Origin of the sequence: Nocardioides donggukensis, from assembly GCF_014842875.1 — a bacterium.
GTDB lineage: Bacteria > Actinomycetota > Actinomycetes > Propionibacteriales > Nocardioidaceae > Nocardioides > Nocardioides donggukensis.
The window spans coordinates 192,337-207,416 of the sequence record NZ_JACYXZ010000002.1; the positions used below are offsets into that span (position 1 = coordinate 192,337).

Genomic DNA, 15,080 nt, shown 5'->3' on the forward strand with positions numbered 1-15,080 from the left:
CGGCCTGACCACCGAGCCCCTACGATGGTCCTGTGAGCACCCTCACCGACACCTTCGGCCGCACCGCCACGGACCTCCGGGTCTCCCTGACGGACCGCTGCAACCTGCGCTGCTCCTACTGCATGCCCGCCGAGGGGCTGGACTGGCTCCCGGACGACTCCGTGCTCTCCGACGACGAGGTGGTCCGGCTGATCACGGTCGGCGTCGAGCGGCTGGGGATCAAGGAGGTCCGGTTCACCGGCGGCGAGCCGCTGGTGCGGCGCGGGCTGGTGGACATCGTCGCCCGGACCGCCGCCCTGGCGCCCCGTCCCGAGATCTCCCTGACGACCAACGCGCTGGGTCTCTCCCGGAACGCCGCCGCGCTGGCCGAGGCCGGGCTGGACCGGATCAACGTCAGCCTGGACACCGTGCGGGCCGAGACCTTCGCCACGATCACCCGACGGGACCGGTTCCACGACGTCGTCGCCGGCCTGCACGCGGCCCGGGACGCAGGCCTGGGGCCGGTGAAGATCAACGCCGTGCTGCTGCGCGGCATCAACGACGACCAGGCTCCCGAGCTGCTGCGCTGGGCGCTGGCCGAGGGGTTCGAGCTGCGGTTCATCGAGCAGATGCCGCTCGACGCCCAGCACGGCTGGCGCCGCGACACGATGGTCACCGCCGACGAGATCTTCGCCCACCTCGACACCGAGTTCGACCTCACGCCGGCCGCCGAGCCGCGCGGGAGCGCCCCGGCCGAGCTGTTCGCGGTGGACGGCGGGCCCGGCACCGTCGGCGTCATCGCGTCGGTGACCCGTCCGTTCTGCGGGGACTGCGACCGGGTCCGGCTGACCGCCGACGGCCAGGTGCGCAACTGCCTGTTCGCGCGCAGCGAGTCCGACCTGCGGACCTCGCTCCGGGAGGGTGCCTCCGACGAGGAGCTGGCCGAGCGCTGGGTCGCCGCCGTCGTCGGCAAGCGTCCGGGCCACGGCATCGACGACCCGTCGTTCCTGCAGCCGACCCGCCCCATGTCCGCGATCGGCGGCTGAGACCCCCGCACCGAGCGGGTGGGCCCCTGCCTACAGCGAGTCGACCGGCTCCACGGAGCGCAGGAAGCCCCGCGCGCCCAGGAAGTCCCCCAGCGACGCACGGTGCTCCTCGCAGGCCAGCCACGTCTTGCGCCGGTCGGGCGTGTGCAGCTTCGGGTTGTTCCACAGCAGCGCCCAGACGGCCGGCTCCCGGCACCCCTTCGCCGAGCAGGTCGGCTCGTCGGGGACGCTCGCATCGGGCTGGTCACTCACCGGGGCTCCTTGAAATAGGGGATGCCGGACGACCACGGGGGGAGCCGTCCGGCATCACGTGCCGATTCAGACGGGGGATGCTGAACCGACGCTTTCCATCTTCGCACGACGGCGTCCCTCAGCCAACCTCACGAGGCCTCCGACCGGGCGGTCCCGGGGGCGTTCCCGGGGCCGGACCCGCCGAGCTCGCGGCGTACCGGCGTGACCGTCCGCAGCCCCGGCTCGACGGAGCGTCCGGGACCCGCGTTGGCGAGGATGACGGCGATGTAGGGCAGGAAGATCGCGCCGGCCAGCAGCACCCAGAAGAACGCCCCCTGGCCGACCAGGATCGCGCCGACGAAGCAGACGACGCGCAGGCTCATCGAGAAGATGTAGCGGCGCTGCCGGGCCGCGATGTCCTCGTTCCGCGAGCGCGCCGCGGTCGTGATCCGCACCGGGTCGGGGGAGCGGCCGGGCCGCCGGGGAGACATGACCCCAGCGTACGTCGGTAGGGTCGGGAACCCACGTCCGCCGGATGTCAGCCAGCACACATCAGCCAGCACACACAGGAGGCACCTCATGTCCGACCGCACCTACCGCGTGAGCGAGATCGTCGGCACCTCGCCGGACGGCATCGACCAGGCCGTCCGCAACGGCATCGCCCGGGCCTCGAAGACCCTGCGCCACCTCGACTGGTTCGAGGTCACCCAGGTCCGTGGCCAGGTGAAGGACGGCCAGGTCGAGCACTTCCAGGTGGGTCTGAAGGTGGGCTTCCGGCTCGAGGACGAGTGAGGTGCCGGCCGGTTGGGCGTACCCGGTGGTAATCGATAGCGTCACGTGACGTGAGCAGATCAGTCCTCGTCACCGGCGGCAACCGCGGCATCGGCCGCGCCATCGCCGAGGCGTTCCTCGCCCAGGGCGACCAGGTCGCCGTCACCACGCGCAGCGGCGGAGCCCCCGAGGGGGCCCTCGACGTCCGCTGCGACATCACCGACCCCGCGGCCGTCGAGGCGGCCTTCAAGGAGGTCGAGGAGGCGCACGGACCGGTGGAGGTGCTGGTCGCCAACGCCGGGATCACCGCCGACACCCTGGTCCTGCGGATGTCCGAGGACGACTGGTCCTCGGTCATCGACACCAACCTGACCGCGTCCTTCCGGCTGGCCAAGCGGGCCGCCAAGGGCATGCTGCGGCTGCGCCGCGGCCGGATCATCCTGATCTCCTCGGTGGTCGGCCTGCTGGGCTCCGCCGGGCAGGTCAACTACGCGGCGTCCAAGGCCGGGCTGGTCGGCATGGCCCGGTCCCTGGCCCGTGAGCTCGGCTCCCGCTCGATCACGACGAACGTCGTCGCGCCCGGCTTCGTCGAGACCGACATGACCGCCGTGCTCACCGACGAGCAGAAGGACACCATCCGCACCCAGGTGCCTCTGGGCCGGTACGCCAGCCCCGAGGAGGTCGCCTCAGCCGTCAGCTGGCTGGCCTCCGACGGCGCCGGCTACGTCACGGGGGCGGTCATCCCCGTGGACGGCGGCCTCGGCATGGGGCACTGAGCCACCCCTCCCGACCCACCCCACCGCACGGCACTCTCACGGAACGGACACCCAACATGGGCATTCTCGACGGCAAGCGGATCCTGGTCGCCGGCGTCACGATGGACTCCTCGATCGGCTTCGCGGTGGCGAAGATCGCGCAGGAGCAGGGCGCCACCGTGGTGATCTCCAACTTCGGTCGCGCGCTCGGCATCACCCGCCGGATCGCCAAGCGGCTCCCGGTCGAGCCGGCCGTCTTGGAGCTCGACGTCACCGACGACGACCACCTCGCGGGCCTGGCCGACGCCCTCGGCGAGCACGTCGACGGACTCGACGGCGTCGTGCACTCGATCGCCTACGGCAACCCCGAGACGCTGCTCGGCGGCAAGTTCCTCGACGGTCCGTGGCCCGACGTCGCGCAGGCGGTCCAGGTGTCGGCGTACTCCCTGAAGTCGCTCTCGACCGCGTGCCTGCCGCTGATGTCCTCCGGCGGCTCGATCGTCGGGATGACCTTCGACGCCGGCGTCGCCTGGCCGGCGTACGACTGGATGGGGGTGGCGAAGGCCGGCCTGGAGTCCACCTCGCGCTACCTCGCCCGGGACCTCGGTCCGCAGGGAATCCGCTGCAACCTGGTCTCGGCCGGCCCGCTCAAGACCCTCGCGGCGAAGGCCATCCCGGGGTTCGAAGACCTCGAGGCCATGTGGTCGACGCGGGCGCCGCTGGGTTGGGACGAGACCGACCACGGTCCCACCGCCCGGGCCGTCTGCGCGCTGATGTCGGACTTCTTCCCGGCCACCACCGGCGAGATCGTGCACGTCGACGGGGGCTTTCACGCCATGGGTGCGTGACCGGCTAGCGTGCCCGGGTGACTTCCCTCCTCGAACTGCGGGTCCTCGAGGGCCCCAACCTGTACTTCCCGCGGGCGGCGATCAAGCTCACCCTGGACATCACGGCACTGGCCGAGGCGTCCGACGACACCGCCACCCGGTTCGCCCGGCGGATCGGCCTGCGCAACGCCCGCACGGGTGCCGCCGGCACCGGCTTCCGGCAGCGGTTCGCCGCCCGGGCCGTGGCCCGGCTGGTGCGGGCCGTGGCGGCCGAGGCCGGCACCGATCGACTGGCGGTCCGGGTGCGCACCACCGGTGACCCGCACCGGCTCGTCGTCGCCTTCCCGTGGCGGCACCGGGGCCGCGCCCAGGCGCTGGGGCGGGCGGTCGCCGACGTGATCGACGCCTTCGCCGACGCCGACGTCGAGGCCGCGGTCACCCGGGCCGCCGAGGTGGCCGCCGCCGCCGAGCCCGGTCCCGGCCCGACCACGATCACCCCGCGGATCCCGGTGGTGGCGGTCACCGGCACCAACGGGAAGACCACGACCTCGCGGATGATCGCCCACATCGCGCGGACCGACGGCCGCCTGGTCGGCTGGTCGAACACCGACGGGATCTACATCGACGGAGAGCTGGTCGAGGCCGGTGACTACTCGGGACCGTCCGGGGCGGGTCGGGTGCTGGCGCACAAGCAGGTGCGCTTCGCGGTCACCGAGACCGCGCGCGGGGGCATCCTGCTCAAGGGCATCGGGCTGACCCGCAACGACGTCTCGGTCGTCACCAACGTCACCGCCGACCACCTGGGCCTGCACGGCATCGACACCGTGGACCAGCTGGCGGAGGTCAAGGGTGTCGTGCCGCGGATCACCCGGAAGTCCGGGTGGGCGGTGCTCAACGGCGACGACCCCCGGGTGCTCGCGATGCGGAGCACGATCAAGGCGCAGCCCTGGGTGTTCTCCCGGGACCCCGACTCGCCCGCGGTCCGCGAGGTGCTCTCGGCCGGGGGTCGGGCGACCACGGTCATCGACGGCTGGGTGTGCGTGCTCGTGCCGGGCGCCGACCCGGACCCGCTCGTCGAGCTAGTCGACGTGCCGATGACCCTGGCCGGGCTGTCCCGGTTCAACGTGGAGAACACGCTCGCGGCCGCGTCGGCGGCGCTCGCCGCCGGGATCGACCGCGAGGTCGTCGTCGCGGGTCTCGGCTCCTTCCTGCCCGACGCCGAGCACAACCCGGGCCGGATGAACTTCTTCTCGATCGGCGAGGTGTCGGTGGTGATGGACCTCGCCCACAACGAGGCCGGGCTCGAGGCACTGATGGAGATCATGAACGGCGTCCGCCGCCCGGGGTCGCGCCTGCTGCTGGCCATGGGCGTCGTCGGGGACCGGCAGGACGACCTCATCGAGAAGCTCGGCGAGATCGGGGCCCGCGACAGCGACGTGCTGGCGATCGCCCACAAGGAGCGCTACCTGCGGGGTCGGACGACCGACGAGCTGGACGCGCTCATGCGCTCAGGTGCCGAGCGGGTCGGCGTCACCGACATCACGACGTACCCCACGGAGGTGGAGGGCCTGGCGGCGCTGGTCGCGCAGGCCGAGCCCGGGGACGTGGTGGCGCTGATGTGCCATGCGGAGCGGCAGCAGGCCTACGACTGGATCGCCGCGCACGGCGGCAGCCCCGACACCCCGGACGTGCTCCGCGCCAAGGTGATCGCCGCCCGCCCCTGACCCGTCGCTCGTGTCGGCCCAGGGGCCGACACAAGCGACGGGTCGAGGGTCTGGGGGCCGACAGTCACGACGGGTCGGGGACGTAGTCGGGGTCGGAGCCCGGCGCCGCGTCGCCGGCACCGGAGCCGGCCTGTGCCTGGGACGACCAGGCCTCGAGCTCGCCCATGACCATGTGGTGCTGGTCCACGCACAGGACGACCAGGTCGCCCCGGTTCGCCCGGCCCATCGCGTGCCGCAGGGCGTCCACCTCGTCGAGCACGATCTCCACCTGGCGGCACCGGGCGCCGTCCTCGCGGGCCTGCTCGACGCCCTCGGCGACCAGCGCCGCGGTGGAGCCCCGCTTGCGGCCGCGCAGCTGGACGTCCTCGCGCACCACGACCACGTCGAAGTGCTGCGCAGCGATCTCACCGAGCTCGCGCATGTCCTCGTCCCGGCGGTCCCCGGCGGTGGCGATCACGCCGATCCGGGACGGACGGGCCAGGTCGTGCCCGGACTCCATGGACTCGCCGACCCGGTCGACGAAGTCGCCCAGCATCCGCATGCCCGGCGCGTTGTGGCAGTAGTCCACGATCACGTTCACGCCGTTGACGTCGACCTCGTTCAGCCGGCCGGGGGAGAGGTAGTAGTTCGTCGAGAACGTGCGCAGGCCCTGCCGGATGTCGTGCAGCGGGGCACCGGCCGCGAACGCGGCGGCGGCCGCGGCGAGCACGTTCTGCACGTTCATCCGGGCCCGGCCGCCGAACGTCGCCGGCAGCAGGTGGGTCCAGGCGAGCTGCATCTCCCGCCGCCCGTGCCGGACGACGATCATCTCGCCGCGCTCGGACGGGTTCAGCACCAGTGCCTTCCCACCACGGCGGCAGTGCGCGTCGATCATCTCGCGCACCTCGGACCCGGGCTCCTCCATCGAGATCCACACCACCTGGCCGGAGCAGCGGCGGCGCATCTTGCGCACCAGCGGGTCGTCGGCGTTGAGGACCGCGTGCCCGTCGCGCGGCACCGCCTCGACCAGCACCGCCTTGACGTCCGCGAGCTGCTCCACGGTGTCGATGCCGCGCAGGCCGAGGTGGTCGGGCTGCACGTTCAGCACCACGGCGACGTCGTTGCGCTCGTAGCCCAGACCCTCGCGCAGGATGCCGCCGCGAGCGACCTCGAAGACCGCGAAGTCGACGCGCGGGTTCTGGAGCACCATGCGAGCCGAGCGCGGCCCGGACGCATCGGACTTGATCAGCAGCCGCTCGTCGATGACGACGCCGTCGGTGGAGGTCATGCCGACCTTGCGACCCATGCCCTTGAAGACGTGCGAGATCATCCGCGAGGTCGTGGTCTTGCCGTTGGTCCCGGTCACCGCGACGATCGGGATCCGCGACGGCGCGCCCGGCGGGAACAGCATGTCGACGACGGGCTTGGCGATGAACTGCGGCTCGCCGATCGTCGGGTGGGTGTGCATGCGGAAACCGGGGGCGGCGTTGACCTCGCAGATCGCGCCGCCGGTCTCGCGCACCGGCTCGGTGATGTCGGGGCAGATGAAGTCGATGCCGGCGATGTCCAGCCCGATCATCCGGGCGGCCTCCTCGGCGATGTCCACGTTGTCCGGGTGCGCCTCGAAGGTGCGGTCGATCGAGATGCCGCCGGTGGACATGTTGCCGGTGAGCGCCAGCTTGACCGTCTCGCCCTGCGGGGGGACGTCGGACATCTCGAAGCCCTGCTGCCGGACCAGCGCCGTGGCGGCGTCGTCGACCTTGATCCGGGTCAGCACCTTCTCGTGCCCCACCCCGCGCCGCGGGTCGGCGTTGGCCAGGTCGACCAGCTCCTGGACGGTGCTGCTGCCGTCGCCGGTCACGCTGGCCGGCACCCGCTCCGCGACGGCGGCCAGCCGGCCGTCGATGATCAGGCAGCGGTAGTCCTTGCCGACGACGAGCGACTCGACGATGACCCAGCCCCGGCGGGACTGCTCCCGGGCGATCGCGAACGCCTCGCGCACCTCGTCCTCGTCCTGCAGGTCCAGGCAGACGCCGCGGCCGTGGTTGCCGTCGAGCGGCTTGACCACGACCGGGAACCCGATCCGCCTGGCCACGGCCACCGCCTGGTCGACCGTGCGCACGGACTCCTGCTTGGGCACGGGCAGCCCGGCGGCGCTGAGCAGCTTGGTGGTCAGGTCCTTGTCCGAGGCGATGTCGACCGCGATCGAGCTGGTCTCCGAGGTCATCGTGGCCCGGATCCGCTTCGCGTGCACCCCCTGGCCGAGCTGCACCAGGGAGTGCTTGTTCAGCCGGATCCACGGGATGTCGCGGGAGACGGCCTCGTCGACGAGGGCCTGGGTGGAGGGGCCGAACGCCGTGCGCTCGGCCCGCCGGATGAACGCCTCCAGCTCCGCCTCCCAGTCGAGGCCGGGATCGGCCTCGACCAGGTGGTTGACCAGCCGGACCGCCAGCTGGGCCGCGGCCAGGCCGACCTGCTCGTCGACGTACCCGTAGATGATGTTGTAGAGCCCGGGGCTGCCCTTGACCTGGCGGGTCTTCCCGCGCCGGATGTCGTGGCCCACGACCTGCTGCAGCGCGAGCGCGCAGTGCTCGGCGACGTGGCCCAGCCAGGTGCCCTCGTTCAGCCGCTCCACGAACCCGCCGCGGCGACCGCGCGAGCACGTGTGCTCCCGGAGCCCGGGCAGCATCGCGAGCACGTTCTCGGTGAAGCCGGGCAGCGTGTTCGTCGGGAACTGCTCGAGCGAGCCGAGGTCCACGACCAGGTGGATCGAGCGGTCGTAGGACCAGACGTTGGCACCGCGGTAGACCCGGGTCTCGACGATGCTCAGGTCCGGGCTGGCCTTCCCCCCGGCCAGGGGGGTCTCGGTCCGGGTGTCGCTCATGTGCTGGCTCCGTCCTGCTGGGTCTGCTCGGTCTGCGATGACTGCTCGGTCGGGTCGGGTCTGGGGGTGGCCTTCGCCCTGCGGCTGCGGGCGATCCGTCGGCGCAGGGTGGTGGGGGAGACGTCACCGGCGGCGATGTCGCGCGCCAGCCGGCGCAGGTCGCGGCCGACCTCGGCGATCTCGGCGGCCTCGCTGTCGTCGACGACCGCCTCGGCCGGGATCAGCGCTCGCGCGTCCAGGTCGAACTCGGCTCCCGCCGGGAGGACGTGCAGCACCACCCCGGAGGCCAGCAGGGGCGCGGAGCGGCGTGCCTCGTGGGCGTTGGTGACCATCCGGTCGGGGTCGAAGAGGGTCACCGCGCCACGGCCGACCACGCGGAGCACCTCGCGGCCCTCCTCGAGGGTGACCACCGCGGCGGTGTCCTCGTCCACGCCCATGCCGATCAGCTGGGGCGACTGGGCGACGATCATCAACAGCCGCCCGTACCGGTTGCGCTGCTCGAAGTGCTGGTCGACGCACGAGTTGCGGAGCAGGCCGAGGCCCGCCGCGACCTGGGTCATCCTCTGCTTCGGCGTGGTGCCGCCGACGCCGAAGGCGACCATGTGCGAGGACTGGATGCTGGCGCCGGCCGAGGTGCCGGCGATGACCGCGCCGCGTTCCCGGGCCGCGTGGATGGCCTCCCCGAACGGGGTGCCGCACACGACGCCGGAGAGCTTGAGCTGGTTGCCGCCGGTCATGTAGATGCCGGTCACGTCGGAGAGCGCGTCCACGAAGGCCGGGTCGTGGGCCTCCTCGCGGCTCTCGGGCCGGACCGAGACGACGTCCGCGGCGCCGAGCTTGCGGAAGAGGGCGTCGTAGACCTCGACCACCTCCGGGCCCAGGGACGACGCGGTCGCGATGACCGCGATCCGCGCCTCCGGGCCGCCGCAGGCCTCGACGAAGTGGGTGAGCACCTCACGGCGTCGGAGCTTGTCCTCGGCTCCACCGATGATCATGAGGGGTCCGGGGCCGCTGGATGGCGTGATGATGTGATCCTTCCCGATCGACATGACAGGCAGGCTAGCCGGTGCCAGAGTTGGCCCGTGCAGTCCACCACCCACAGGGCCGCGCGCACCCTCGTCCTGGTGCGCCACGCCAAGGCCGAGTCGTTCGCCGAGCAGGACCACGAGCGCGAGCTCACGAGTCGCGGGGCCGGTGACGCCGCCCGGGCCGGGGAGTGGCTGGCGGGGTACGGCGTGGTCCCGGACGCCGCTCTCGTCTCCTCCGCCGCCCGGGCCGCGCAGACCTGGGAGGCGCTCGCGGAGGCCGCGGGCTACCGGCTCGACCCGGTCCTCGACGACGCGATGTACGACGCCGGGCCGGAGACCGCGCTCGACCTGATCCGGGGCACGGACCAGGTGGTGGGCACGCTCGTGGTCGTCGGGCACAACCCCACGATCGGCTACCTCGCCCAGCTGCTCGACGACGGCGAGGGCGACCCGGACGCCTCGGCCGGGATGCTGGAGGGCTACCCGACCGGCGCGCTCACCGTGCTGCGCACGAGCGGCGCCTGGACCGACCTCGAGCTCGGCGGCGCCACCGTCCTGGCCTTCCGCACCGGCCGCGAGTGATGCTCAGACCGGTGGCGCGGGGGTGACGATGCCGGCCTCGGCGTCCGCCGCCTCGACCTCCTCCCGGGAGATCCCGAGCAGGTACATGATCGCGTCGAGGTAGGGGACGTTGACCGCCGTGTCGGCGGCACGCTGGACGACGGGCTTGGCGTTGTAGGCGATGCCCAGCCCGGCGGCGTTGAGCATGTCGAGGTCGTTGGCGCCGTCCCCGATGGCGATCACGGCCGCCTCCGGGATCCCCAGCTCGGCGGCGAAGTCGCGCAGGGCCTCGGCCTTGCCGGCCCGGTCGACCACGGCCCCCTCGATGCGGCCGGTGAGCCGGCCGTCGACCACCTCGAGGTCGTTGGCGCGGGCGAAGTCGAAGCCCAGGTCCGTCGCGATCCGGTCGGTGATCCGGGTGAAGCCGCCGGAGACCATCGCGAACCGGTAGCCCAGCCGGGTGAGGGTGCGGACCATCGTGCGGGCCCCGGGGGCGTACTCGATCGCCTCGTAGACGCGGTCCAGCGCCTCCACCTCCAGGCCCTCCAGCAGCGCGACCCGCTCCCGCAGCGACTGCTCGAAGTCGAGGTCGCCGTTCATCGCGGCGGTGGTCACCTCGGCCACCTCCTGCTCGCACCCCGCGTGGGCGGCGAGCATCTCGATGACCTCGCCCTGGATGAGCGTGGAGTCGACGTCCATGACGATCAGCCGCCGGGCCCGGCGCAGCAGGTTGGCCGGCTGGACGGCCACGTCCACGCCGAGCCGGGTGGCCTCCTCGACCAGGGCCGGGCGCAGGGCGGCCGGCTCCACCCCGGAGACGTGCAGCTCGATGGCGGTCACCGGGTAGCGGGCCATCCGCTCGATGCGGTCGATGTTCGCCCCGGAGTCGGCGATCCGGCCGGCCAGCGCGGCCATGGCCGTGGCCCGCAGGGGTGCGCCGATGATCGTGACGTGGCTGCGACCGCCGCCGCGGGAGCGGTTGTCGCCGACGCCACGGTCGACCTCGACGTGCATGTCGAGGTCCGAGGCCACCCGCTCGACCCGGTCGCGGAGCCGCTTCCAGTCCCGGGGGGCACCGACCAGCACGCCCAGGACCAGTCGCCGGCGGAGCACGATCTGCTCGACGTCCAGCACCTCCACCCGGGCGGAGGCCAGGGCCTCGAACACCGCGGACGTCACGCCCGGCCGGTCCTTCCCGGTCAGCGTGATCAGCAGGGTCTTCGGCAGGTCGTCCATCGCGCCAGAGACTAGTCGCCACCGAGGACGGCTCAGGCCGGCGGCCACACCTCGGGCGAGCAGGCCGCGACCAGCGCGCGGCGTCCGGCGCCAGCCAGGGGACGCAGCGCCGCCTCCCTGGCCGCGATCTCGTGGGAGGTCACCGCGCCGCCGTCGTCCTCCAGGGCGAGCTCCACGATCGCCAGTGCCTGGATCGCCCGGTCGGCCAGCTCGACGGCCAGGGGCGGCGTACCCGGTGGGGCGGCCACGCCGCTCCGGTGCCGCAGGTTCATCAGCTCGTCGGCCACCTCGGGTCGCCAGCGGGCGACGTCGAGGCCGGCCAGCGCGGTCGCCGTCGTCGGGAGGGCGGAGCGCAGCCCGCGATCGGCCTCGCCCAGGTCGGCCAGGGGCCGCCGCGCGGCCGGCATCAGCTGCCAGACCACCCCGGCCCCGGCCCGGGTCGGGACCAGCCCGAGGTCCGCGCCGGCCAGGACGACCGCCTCCCCGGCCTCGAGGGCGGCGGCGTTGAACGCCGGTGGACCGCCCAGCCCGACCGGGTCTCCGGCGACCGGGAGGGCCAGGCCGGCGGACCGGGCGCCGCGGGAGCGCAGCCCGCCCAGCGCGAGCACCAGCGGGGTCAGTCCGGCACCGTCGAGCCCGGCCACGTCGTGGGCGGCGTCCTCGCCCACGACACCGGAGAGCAGGTCGTCGGGGGGAACCTCGCCGGCCAGCCACGCCGAGAGCCACCAGGCCATCCGGCCGGAGTCCAGGGGGAGGGGGGACGCCATGGAGGGGCAGCCTACGGGCCTCGGTAGGGTGCCCGCATGGTCGCTGTGCTCGAGTTCGCCGACGTCACCGTCAGGCGCGGCGGGGCGACCCTGCTGGACTCGGTCGACTGGACGGTCGAGGAGGACGAGCGGTGGGTGGTGCTGGGTCCGAACGGGGCCGGCAAGACCACGCTCCTGCAGGTCGCCTCGGCCCAGATCCACCCGACCGAGGGGATCGCCGGACTGCTCGACGAGGTGCTCGGCGCGGTCGACGTCTTCGACCTGCGCCCCCGGATCGGGCTCACCAGCGCGGCGGTGGCGGAGCGGATCCCCCGCGACGAGCGGGTCCGCGACGTCGTCGTCTCCGCGTCGTACGGCGTGGTCGGGCGCTGGCGCGAGGCCTACGACGAGCTCGACCACGGGCGGGCCGAGGCACTGCTGAGCGAGATCGGCGTCGGCCGGCTCGCCGACCGGACCTTCGGGACGTTGAGCGAGGGCGAGCGGAAGCGGGTCCAGATCGCCCGGGCACTCATGACCGACCCCGAGCTGCTGCTGCTCGACGAGCCCGCGGCCGGCCTGGACCTCGGCGGCCGGGAGGACCTGGTGGCCACGCTGACCGTGCTGGCCGCCGACCCCGACTCGCCGGCGACCGTGCTGGTCTCGCACCACGTGGAGGAGATCCCGCCGGGTTTCACCCACGCCCTGCTGCTGCGGGAGGGAGCCGTGGTGGCCGCCGGACCGCTCGAGGAGGTCGTCACCGAGTCGGCCCTGGGCGAGACGTTCGGCATGTCGCTCCAGGTGAGCCACGACCGGGGCCGGTGGACCGCCAGACGGCGCGTCGGGCGACACAGCAACTGACCACGCGGAGGACCACCGGGGGGCTAGGGTTCTGGGTATGGATCCGGTGGAGTGGCTGCGCGAGCACGCCTGGGAGACCTGGCTCGCCCTCAGCATCGGACTCGGCGTCGCGGAGATGTTCAGCCTCGACTTCGTGCTGCTGATGCTGGCCGCGGGTGCGGCCGTCGGCATGGTCGCGGCGCTGCTCGGCGCCCCGGTGGTGCTGCAGGTGATCCTCGCGTCGGCGGCGGCCGTGGGCGCGCTCGCCGTCGTCCGGCCCTCGGTGGTGCGGCGGATGCACCACGGTCCCGAGCTCCAGGTCGGCCACGACAAGCTCGTGGGCAAGCAGGGGCTGGTCACCGAGCGGATCACCCAGCAGGAGCCGGGTCGGATCAAGCTGTCCGGCGAGGTGTGGACCGCCCAGCCCTACGACGACACGGTGGTGATCGAGCCGGGCGAGACCGTCGATGTCCTGCAGATCCGCGGCGCCACCGCCATCGTGCACCCGGTCCCGCGCCTGGATCCCTGACGCACGTCAACGCAGAAGACAACGAAGAGAGGCAGTGCACATGCCCGCAGTACTCGTCCTGCTGGTCCTGCTGGTCCTGGCAGTGGTGGTGATCCTGGCCAAGACGGTCCGGATCATCCCGCAGGCCCGGGCCGGGATCGTGGAGAGGTTCGGCAAGTACAAGGAGAGCCTGCCCGCCGGGCTCAACATCCTGGTGCCGTTCATCGACAAGGTCCGCTACCTCATCGACCTGCGCGAGCAGGTCGTCTCCTTCCCGCCGCAGCCGGTGATCACCGAGGACAATCTGGTCGTCTCGATCGACACCGTCATCTACTTCCAGGTCACCGACCCGGTCGCCGCGACGTACGAGATCGCGAACTACATCCAGGCCGTCGAGCAGCTCACCATGACCACGCTGCGCAACATCGTCGGCGGCATGGACCTCGAGGAGACGCTGACCAGCCGCGACGAGATCAACAACCGGCTCCGCGGTGTCCTCGACGAGGCCACCGGCAAGTGGGGGATCAGGGTCAACCGGGTCGAGCTCAAGGGCATCGACCCGCCGCCGTCGATCAAGGACTCGATGGAGAAGCAGATGCGGGCCGACCGGGACAAGCGGGCCGCGATCCTCACCGCCGAGGGTGAGCGCCAGTCCGCGATCCTCACCGCCGAGGGCTCCAAGCAGTCCGCGATCCTGAACGCCGAGGGCGACCGGGAGTCGCAGATCCTGCGCGCCCAGGCGGACCGGGAGGCGGCGATCCTGCGTGCGCAGGGTGAGGGCCAGGCCATCCAGACGGTGTTCCAGGCCATCCACGACGGCCAGCCGGACCAGTCGCTGCTGGCCTACCAGTACCTCCAGATGATGCCGAAGATCGCCGAGGGTGACGCCAACAAGGTGTGGATCGTGCCGTCGGAGATCGGCCGGGCGCTCGAGGGCCTCGGCTCGACGATGAACGACCTCAAGGGGATCCCCCAGGAGGTGGACGGACCGCGGGTGCGGGTCGACATGGGACCCACCGACGTGCCGACCGAGGCCGAGCGCGACGCCGGCCTCAAGGCCACCCACGCCGCCGTCGAGGAGGCGATCGCCGAGGCCCGCAAGTCCTCGACGACCTCGCCGGACAAGGCAGCCAAGGCGGACCGGGCCGAGCCGCCGGCGCAGGAGCCGCCCGCCCAGTGACCGGGCTCGAGGTCGCCGCGGTCCTGCTCGCGGGGCTCGCGGCCGGCACCATCAACACCGTGGTGGGGTCGGGAACGCTGATCACGTTCCCGACCCTGCTCGCGTTCGGGGTGCCGCCGGTGACCGCGAACGTCTCCAACTCGATCGGGCTGGTGCCCGGCTCGGTCTCCGGCGCCGTCGGCTACCGCCGCGAGCTGGCCGGCCAGCGGGCCCGGGTGGTCCGGCTCGCGCTCGCCTCGCTGCTCGGGGGAGCGGTCGGGGCGGTCCTGCTGCTGGTGCTGCCCGCCGCGGCGTTCGAGGCGATCGTGCCCGTGCTGATCCTGCTCGGCGTGGTCCTGGTGGTGGCGCAGCCGAGGCTCTCCGCCTGGGTGGCCCGCCGGCACGAGGCGGTCGGCGGGATGTCGGCGCACGGCGCCTGGTGGGTGTGGCCGCTGGTCCTGCTCACCGGCGTGTACGGCGGCTACTTCGGCGCCGCGCAGGGGGTGCTGCTGATGGCCGTCCTGGGCATCGGGGTCCAGGAGTCGCTGCAGCGGCTGAACGGGGTCAAGAACGTGCTGGCCGCGGTGGTGAACGCGGTGTCGGGGGTGATCTTCGCGCTCGTGGCCGACGTGGACTGGTCGATCGTCGGCCTGCTGGCCGTGGGCTCGGTGGTCGGGGGTCAGCTGGGAGCGCGGTACGGTCGCCGGCTCCCGCCCACCGCGCTGCGGGCGCTGATCGTGGTCGTGGGGGTCGTGGCGCTAGTGGTGCTGGTCCTCGGCTGACCGCGCTCCACGCCCCGGGGTCGTCAA

Annotated in this window: 16 protein-coding genes; 10 read left to right on the forward strand and 6 right to left on the reverse strand. The window is 72.8% G+C overall.

Translation table 11 applies throughout. The features are described from left to right. Nucleotides 1-32: 32 nt before the first annotated feature. Complete coding sequence (gene moaA / locus IE331_RS07250) at nucleotides 33-1,025, forward strand: GTP 3',8-cyclase MoaA (protein ID WP_192142087.1); 993 nt, start codon at nucleotides 33-35, stop codon at nucleotides 1,023-1,025. A 30-nt stretch (nucleotides 1,026-1,055) separates the two neighbouring features. On the opposite strand, the gene IE331_RS07255 is transcribed toward moaA, so the two are convergent. Continuing rightward, nucleotides 1,056-1,277 carry a hypothetical protein gene (locus tag IE331_RS07255; RefSeq protein WP_192142089.1) on the reverse strand — a complete coding sequence of 74 codons (222 nt, stop codon included), beginning with the start codon at nucleotides 1,275-1,277 and terminating at the stop codon, nucleotides 1,056-1,058. Between the two features lie 128 nt (nucleotides 1,278-1,405). After that, nucleotides 1,406-1,747: a DUF3099 domain-containing protein gene (locus tag IE331_RS07260; RefSeq protein ID WP_192142091.1), complete on the reverse strand. Its 342-nt coding sequence runs from the start codon at nucleotides 1,745-1,747 to the stop codon at nucleotides 1,406-1,408. A gap of 88 nt (nucleotides 1,748-1,835) precedes the next feature. On the opposite strand from IE331_RS07260, the gene IE331_RS07265 reads away from it, so the two are divergent. From IE331_RS07265 to IE331_RS07280, 4 genes are read left to right on the forward strand one after another with little or no spacing between them, the layout of a single operon-like run. Further along, entirely contained in the window at nucleotides 1,836-2,048 is a 213-nt protein-coding gene (locus IE331_RS07265; RefSeq protein WP_192142093.1) for a dodecin, read from the forward strand. A 50-nt stretch (nucleotides 2,049-2,098) separates the two neighbouring features. After that, nucleotides 2,099-2,803 (forward strand): beta-ketoacyl-ACP reductase, encoded by a 705-nt coding sequence (gene fabG / locus IE331_RS07270; RefSeq protein ID WP_192142095.1) that lies wholly within the window; start codon nucleotides 2,099-2,101, stop codon nucleotides 2,801-2,803. A 56-nt stretch (nucleotides 2,804-2,859) separates the two neighbouring features. Beyond that, complete coding sequence (fabI, locus tag IE331_RS07275) at nucleotides 2,860-3,630, forward strand: enoyl-ACP reductase FabI (protein WP_192142097.1); 771 nt, start codon at nucleotides 2,860-2,862, stop codon at nucleotides 3,628-3,630. Nucleotides 3,631-3,647: 17 nt separating this feature from the next. Next, nucleotides 3,648-5,333, forward strand: coding sequence for a Mur ligase family protein (locus IE331_RS07280; protein ID WP_192142099.1), 1,686 nt, complete (start codon nucleotides 3,648-3,650; stop codon nucleotides 5,331-5,333). A 64-nt stretch (nucleotides 5,334-5,397) separates the two neighbouring features. On the opposite strand, the gene cphA is transcribed toward IE331_RS07280, so the two are convergent. Both cphA and IE331_RS07290 read right to left on the reverse strand, forming a co-directional pair. Next, nucleotides 5,398-8,196, reverse strand: coding sequence for a cyanophycin synthetase (gene cphA / locus IE331_RS07285; protein ID WP_192142101.1), 2,799 nt, complete (start codon nucleotides 8,194-8,196; stop codon nucleotides 5,398-5,400). Beyond that, the gene (locus IE331_RS07290; RefSeq protein ID WP_192142103.1) at nucleotides 8,193-9,245 is read right to left on the reverse strand and encodes a cyanophycinase; all 1,053 of its coding nucleotides are present in this window, start codon (nucleotides 9,243-9,245) and stop codon (nucleotides 8,193-8,195) included. Before IE331_RS07290 ends, cphA begins: the two co-directional genes overlap by 4 nt. Before the next feature lie 33 nt (nucleotides 9,246-9,278). Between IE331_RS07290 and IE331_RS07295 the strand changes: the two genes are divergently transcribed. Then, entirely contained in the window at nucleotides 9,279-9,806 is a 528-nt protein-coding gene (locus IE331_RS07295) for a SixA phosphatase family protein (RefSeq protein ID WP_192142105.1), read from the forward strand. Between the two features lie 3 nt (nucleotides 9,807-9,809). Here the strand turns inward: IE331_RS07295 and serB are convergent, their stop codons facing one another. Then, nucleotides 9,810-11,021, reverse strand: coding sequence for a phosphoserine phosphatase SerB (gene serB / locus IE331_RS07300; RefSeq protein ID WP_192142107.1), 1,212 nt, complete (start codon nucleotides 11,019-11,021; stop codon nucleotides 9,810-9,812). Nucleotides 11,022-11,053: 32 nt separating this feature from the next. After that, nucleotides 11,054-11,788, reverse strand: a complete 735-nt coding sequence (locus tag IE331_RS07305) for a hypothetical protein (RefSeq protein WP_192142109.1) — start codon at nucleotides 11,786-11,788, stop codon at nucleotides 11,054-11,056. A 36-nt stretch (nucleotides 11,789-11,824) separates the two neighbouring features. Between IE331_RS07305 and IE331_RS07310 the strand changes: the two genes are divergently transcribed. The 4 genes from IE331_RS07310 to IE331_RS07325 are packed head-to-tail and all read left to right on the forward strand — an operon-like array spanning nucleotide 11,825 to nucleotide 15,053. Beyond that, nucleotides 11,825-12,625 (forward strand): ABC transporter ATP-binding protein, encoded by an 801-nt coding sequence (locus tag IE331_RS07310; protein ID WP_192142111.1) that lies wholly within the window; start codon nucleotides 11,825-11,827, stop codon nucleotides 12,623-12,625. Nucleotides 12,626-12,662: 37 nt separating this feature from the next. Further along, nucleotides 12,663-13,133, forward strand: a complete 471-nt coding sequence (locus IE331_RS07315; RefSeq protein WP_201931366.1) for an NfeD family protein — start codon at nucleotides 12,663-12,665, stop codon at nucleotides 13,131-13,133. A 40-nt stretch (nucleotides 13,134-13,173) separates the two neighbouring features. Further along, nucleotides 13,174-14,292, forward strand: a complete 1,119-nt coding sequence (locus IE331_RS07320) for an SPFH domain-containing protein (RefSeq protein WP_192142113.1) — start codon at nucleotides 13,174-13,176, stop codon at nucleotides 14,290-14,292. Next, the gene (locus tag IE331_RS07325) at nucleotides 14,289-15,053 is read left to right on the forward strand and encodes a sulfite exporter TauE/SafE family protein (protein ID WP_192142115.1); all 765 of its coding nucleotides are present in this window, start codon (nucleotides 14,289-14,291) and stop codon (nucleotides 15,051-15,053) included. Before IE331_RS07320 ends, IE331_RS07325 begins: the two co-directional genes overlap by 4 nt. Nucleotides 15,054-15,080 lie beyond the last annotated feature (27 nt).

Excerpts from the sequence above, each read along its gene's own strand:
- IE331_RS07290 (WP_192142103.1), bottom strand. The coding sequence starts at position 9,245 with ATGTCGATCGGGAAGGATCACATCATCACGCCATCCAGCGGCCCCGGA.
- IE331_RS07305 (WP_192142109.1), bottom strand. The coding sequence starts at position 11,788 with ATGGCGTCCCCCCTCCCCCTGGACTCCGGCCGGATGGCCTGGTGGCTC.
- IE331_RS07310 (WP_192142111.1), top strand. The coding sequence starts at position 11,825 with ATGGTCGCTGTGCTCGAGTTCGCCGACGTCACCGTCAGGCGCGGCGGG.
- IE331_RS07315 (WP_201931366.1), top strand. The coding sequence starts at position 12,663 with ATGGATCCGGTGGAGTGGCTGCGCGAGCACGCCTGGGAGACCTGGCTC.
- IE331_RS07320 (WP_192142113.1), top strand. The coding sequence starts at position 13,174 with ATGCCCGCAGTACTCGTCCTGCTGGTCCTGCTGGTCCTGGCAGTGGTG.
- IE331_RS07265 (WP_192142093.1), top strand. The coding sequence starts at position 1,836 with ATGTCCGACCGCACCTACCGCGTGAGCGAGATCGTCGGCACCTCGCCG.
- IE331_RS07260 (WP_192142091.1), bottom strand. The coding sequence starts at position 1,747 with ATGTCTCCCCGGCGGCCCGGCCGCTCCCCCGACCCGGTGCGGATCACG.
- cphA (WP_192142101.1), bottom strand. The coding sequence starts at position 8,196 with ATGAGCGACACCCGGACCGAGACCCCCCTGGCCGGGGGGAAGGCCAGC.
- serB (WP_192142107.1), bottom strand. The coding sequence starts at position 11,021 with ATGGACGACCTGCCGAAGACCCTGCTGATCACGCTGACCGGGAAGGAC.
- fabI (WP_192142097.1), top strand. The coding sequence starts at position 2,860 with ATGGGCATTCTCGACGGCAAGCGGATCCTGGTCGCCGGCGTCACGATG.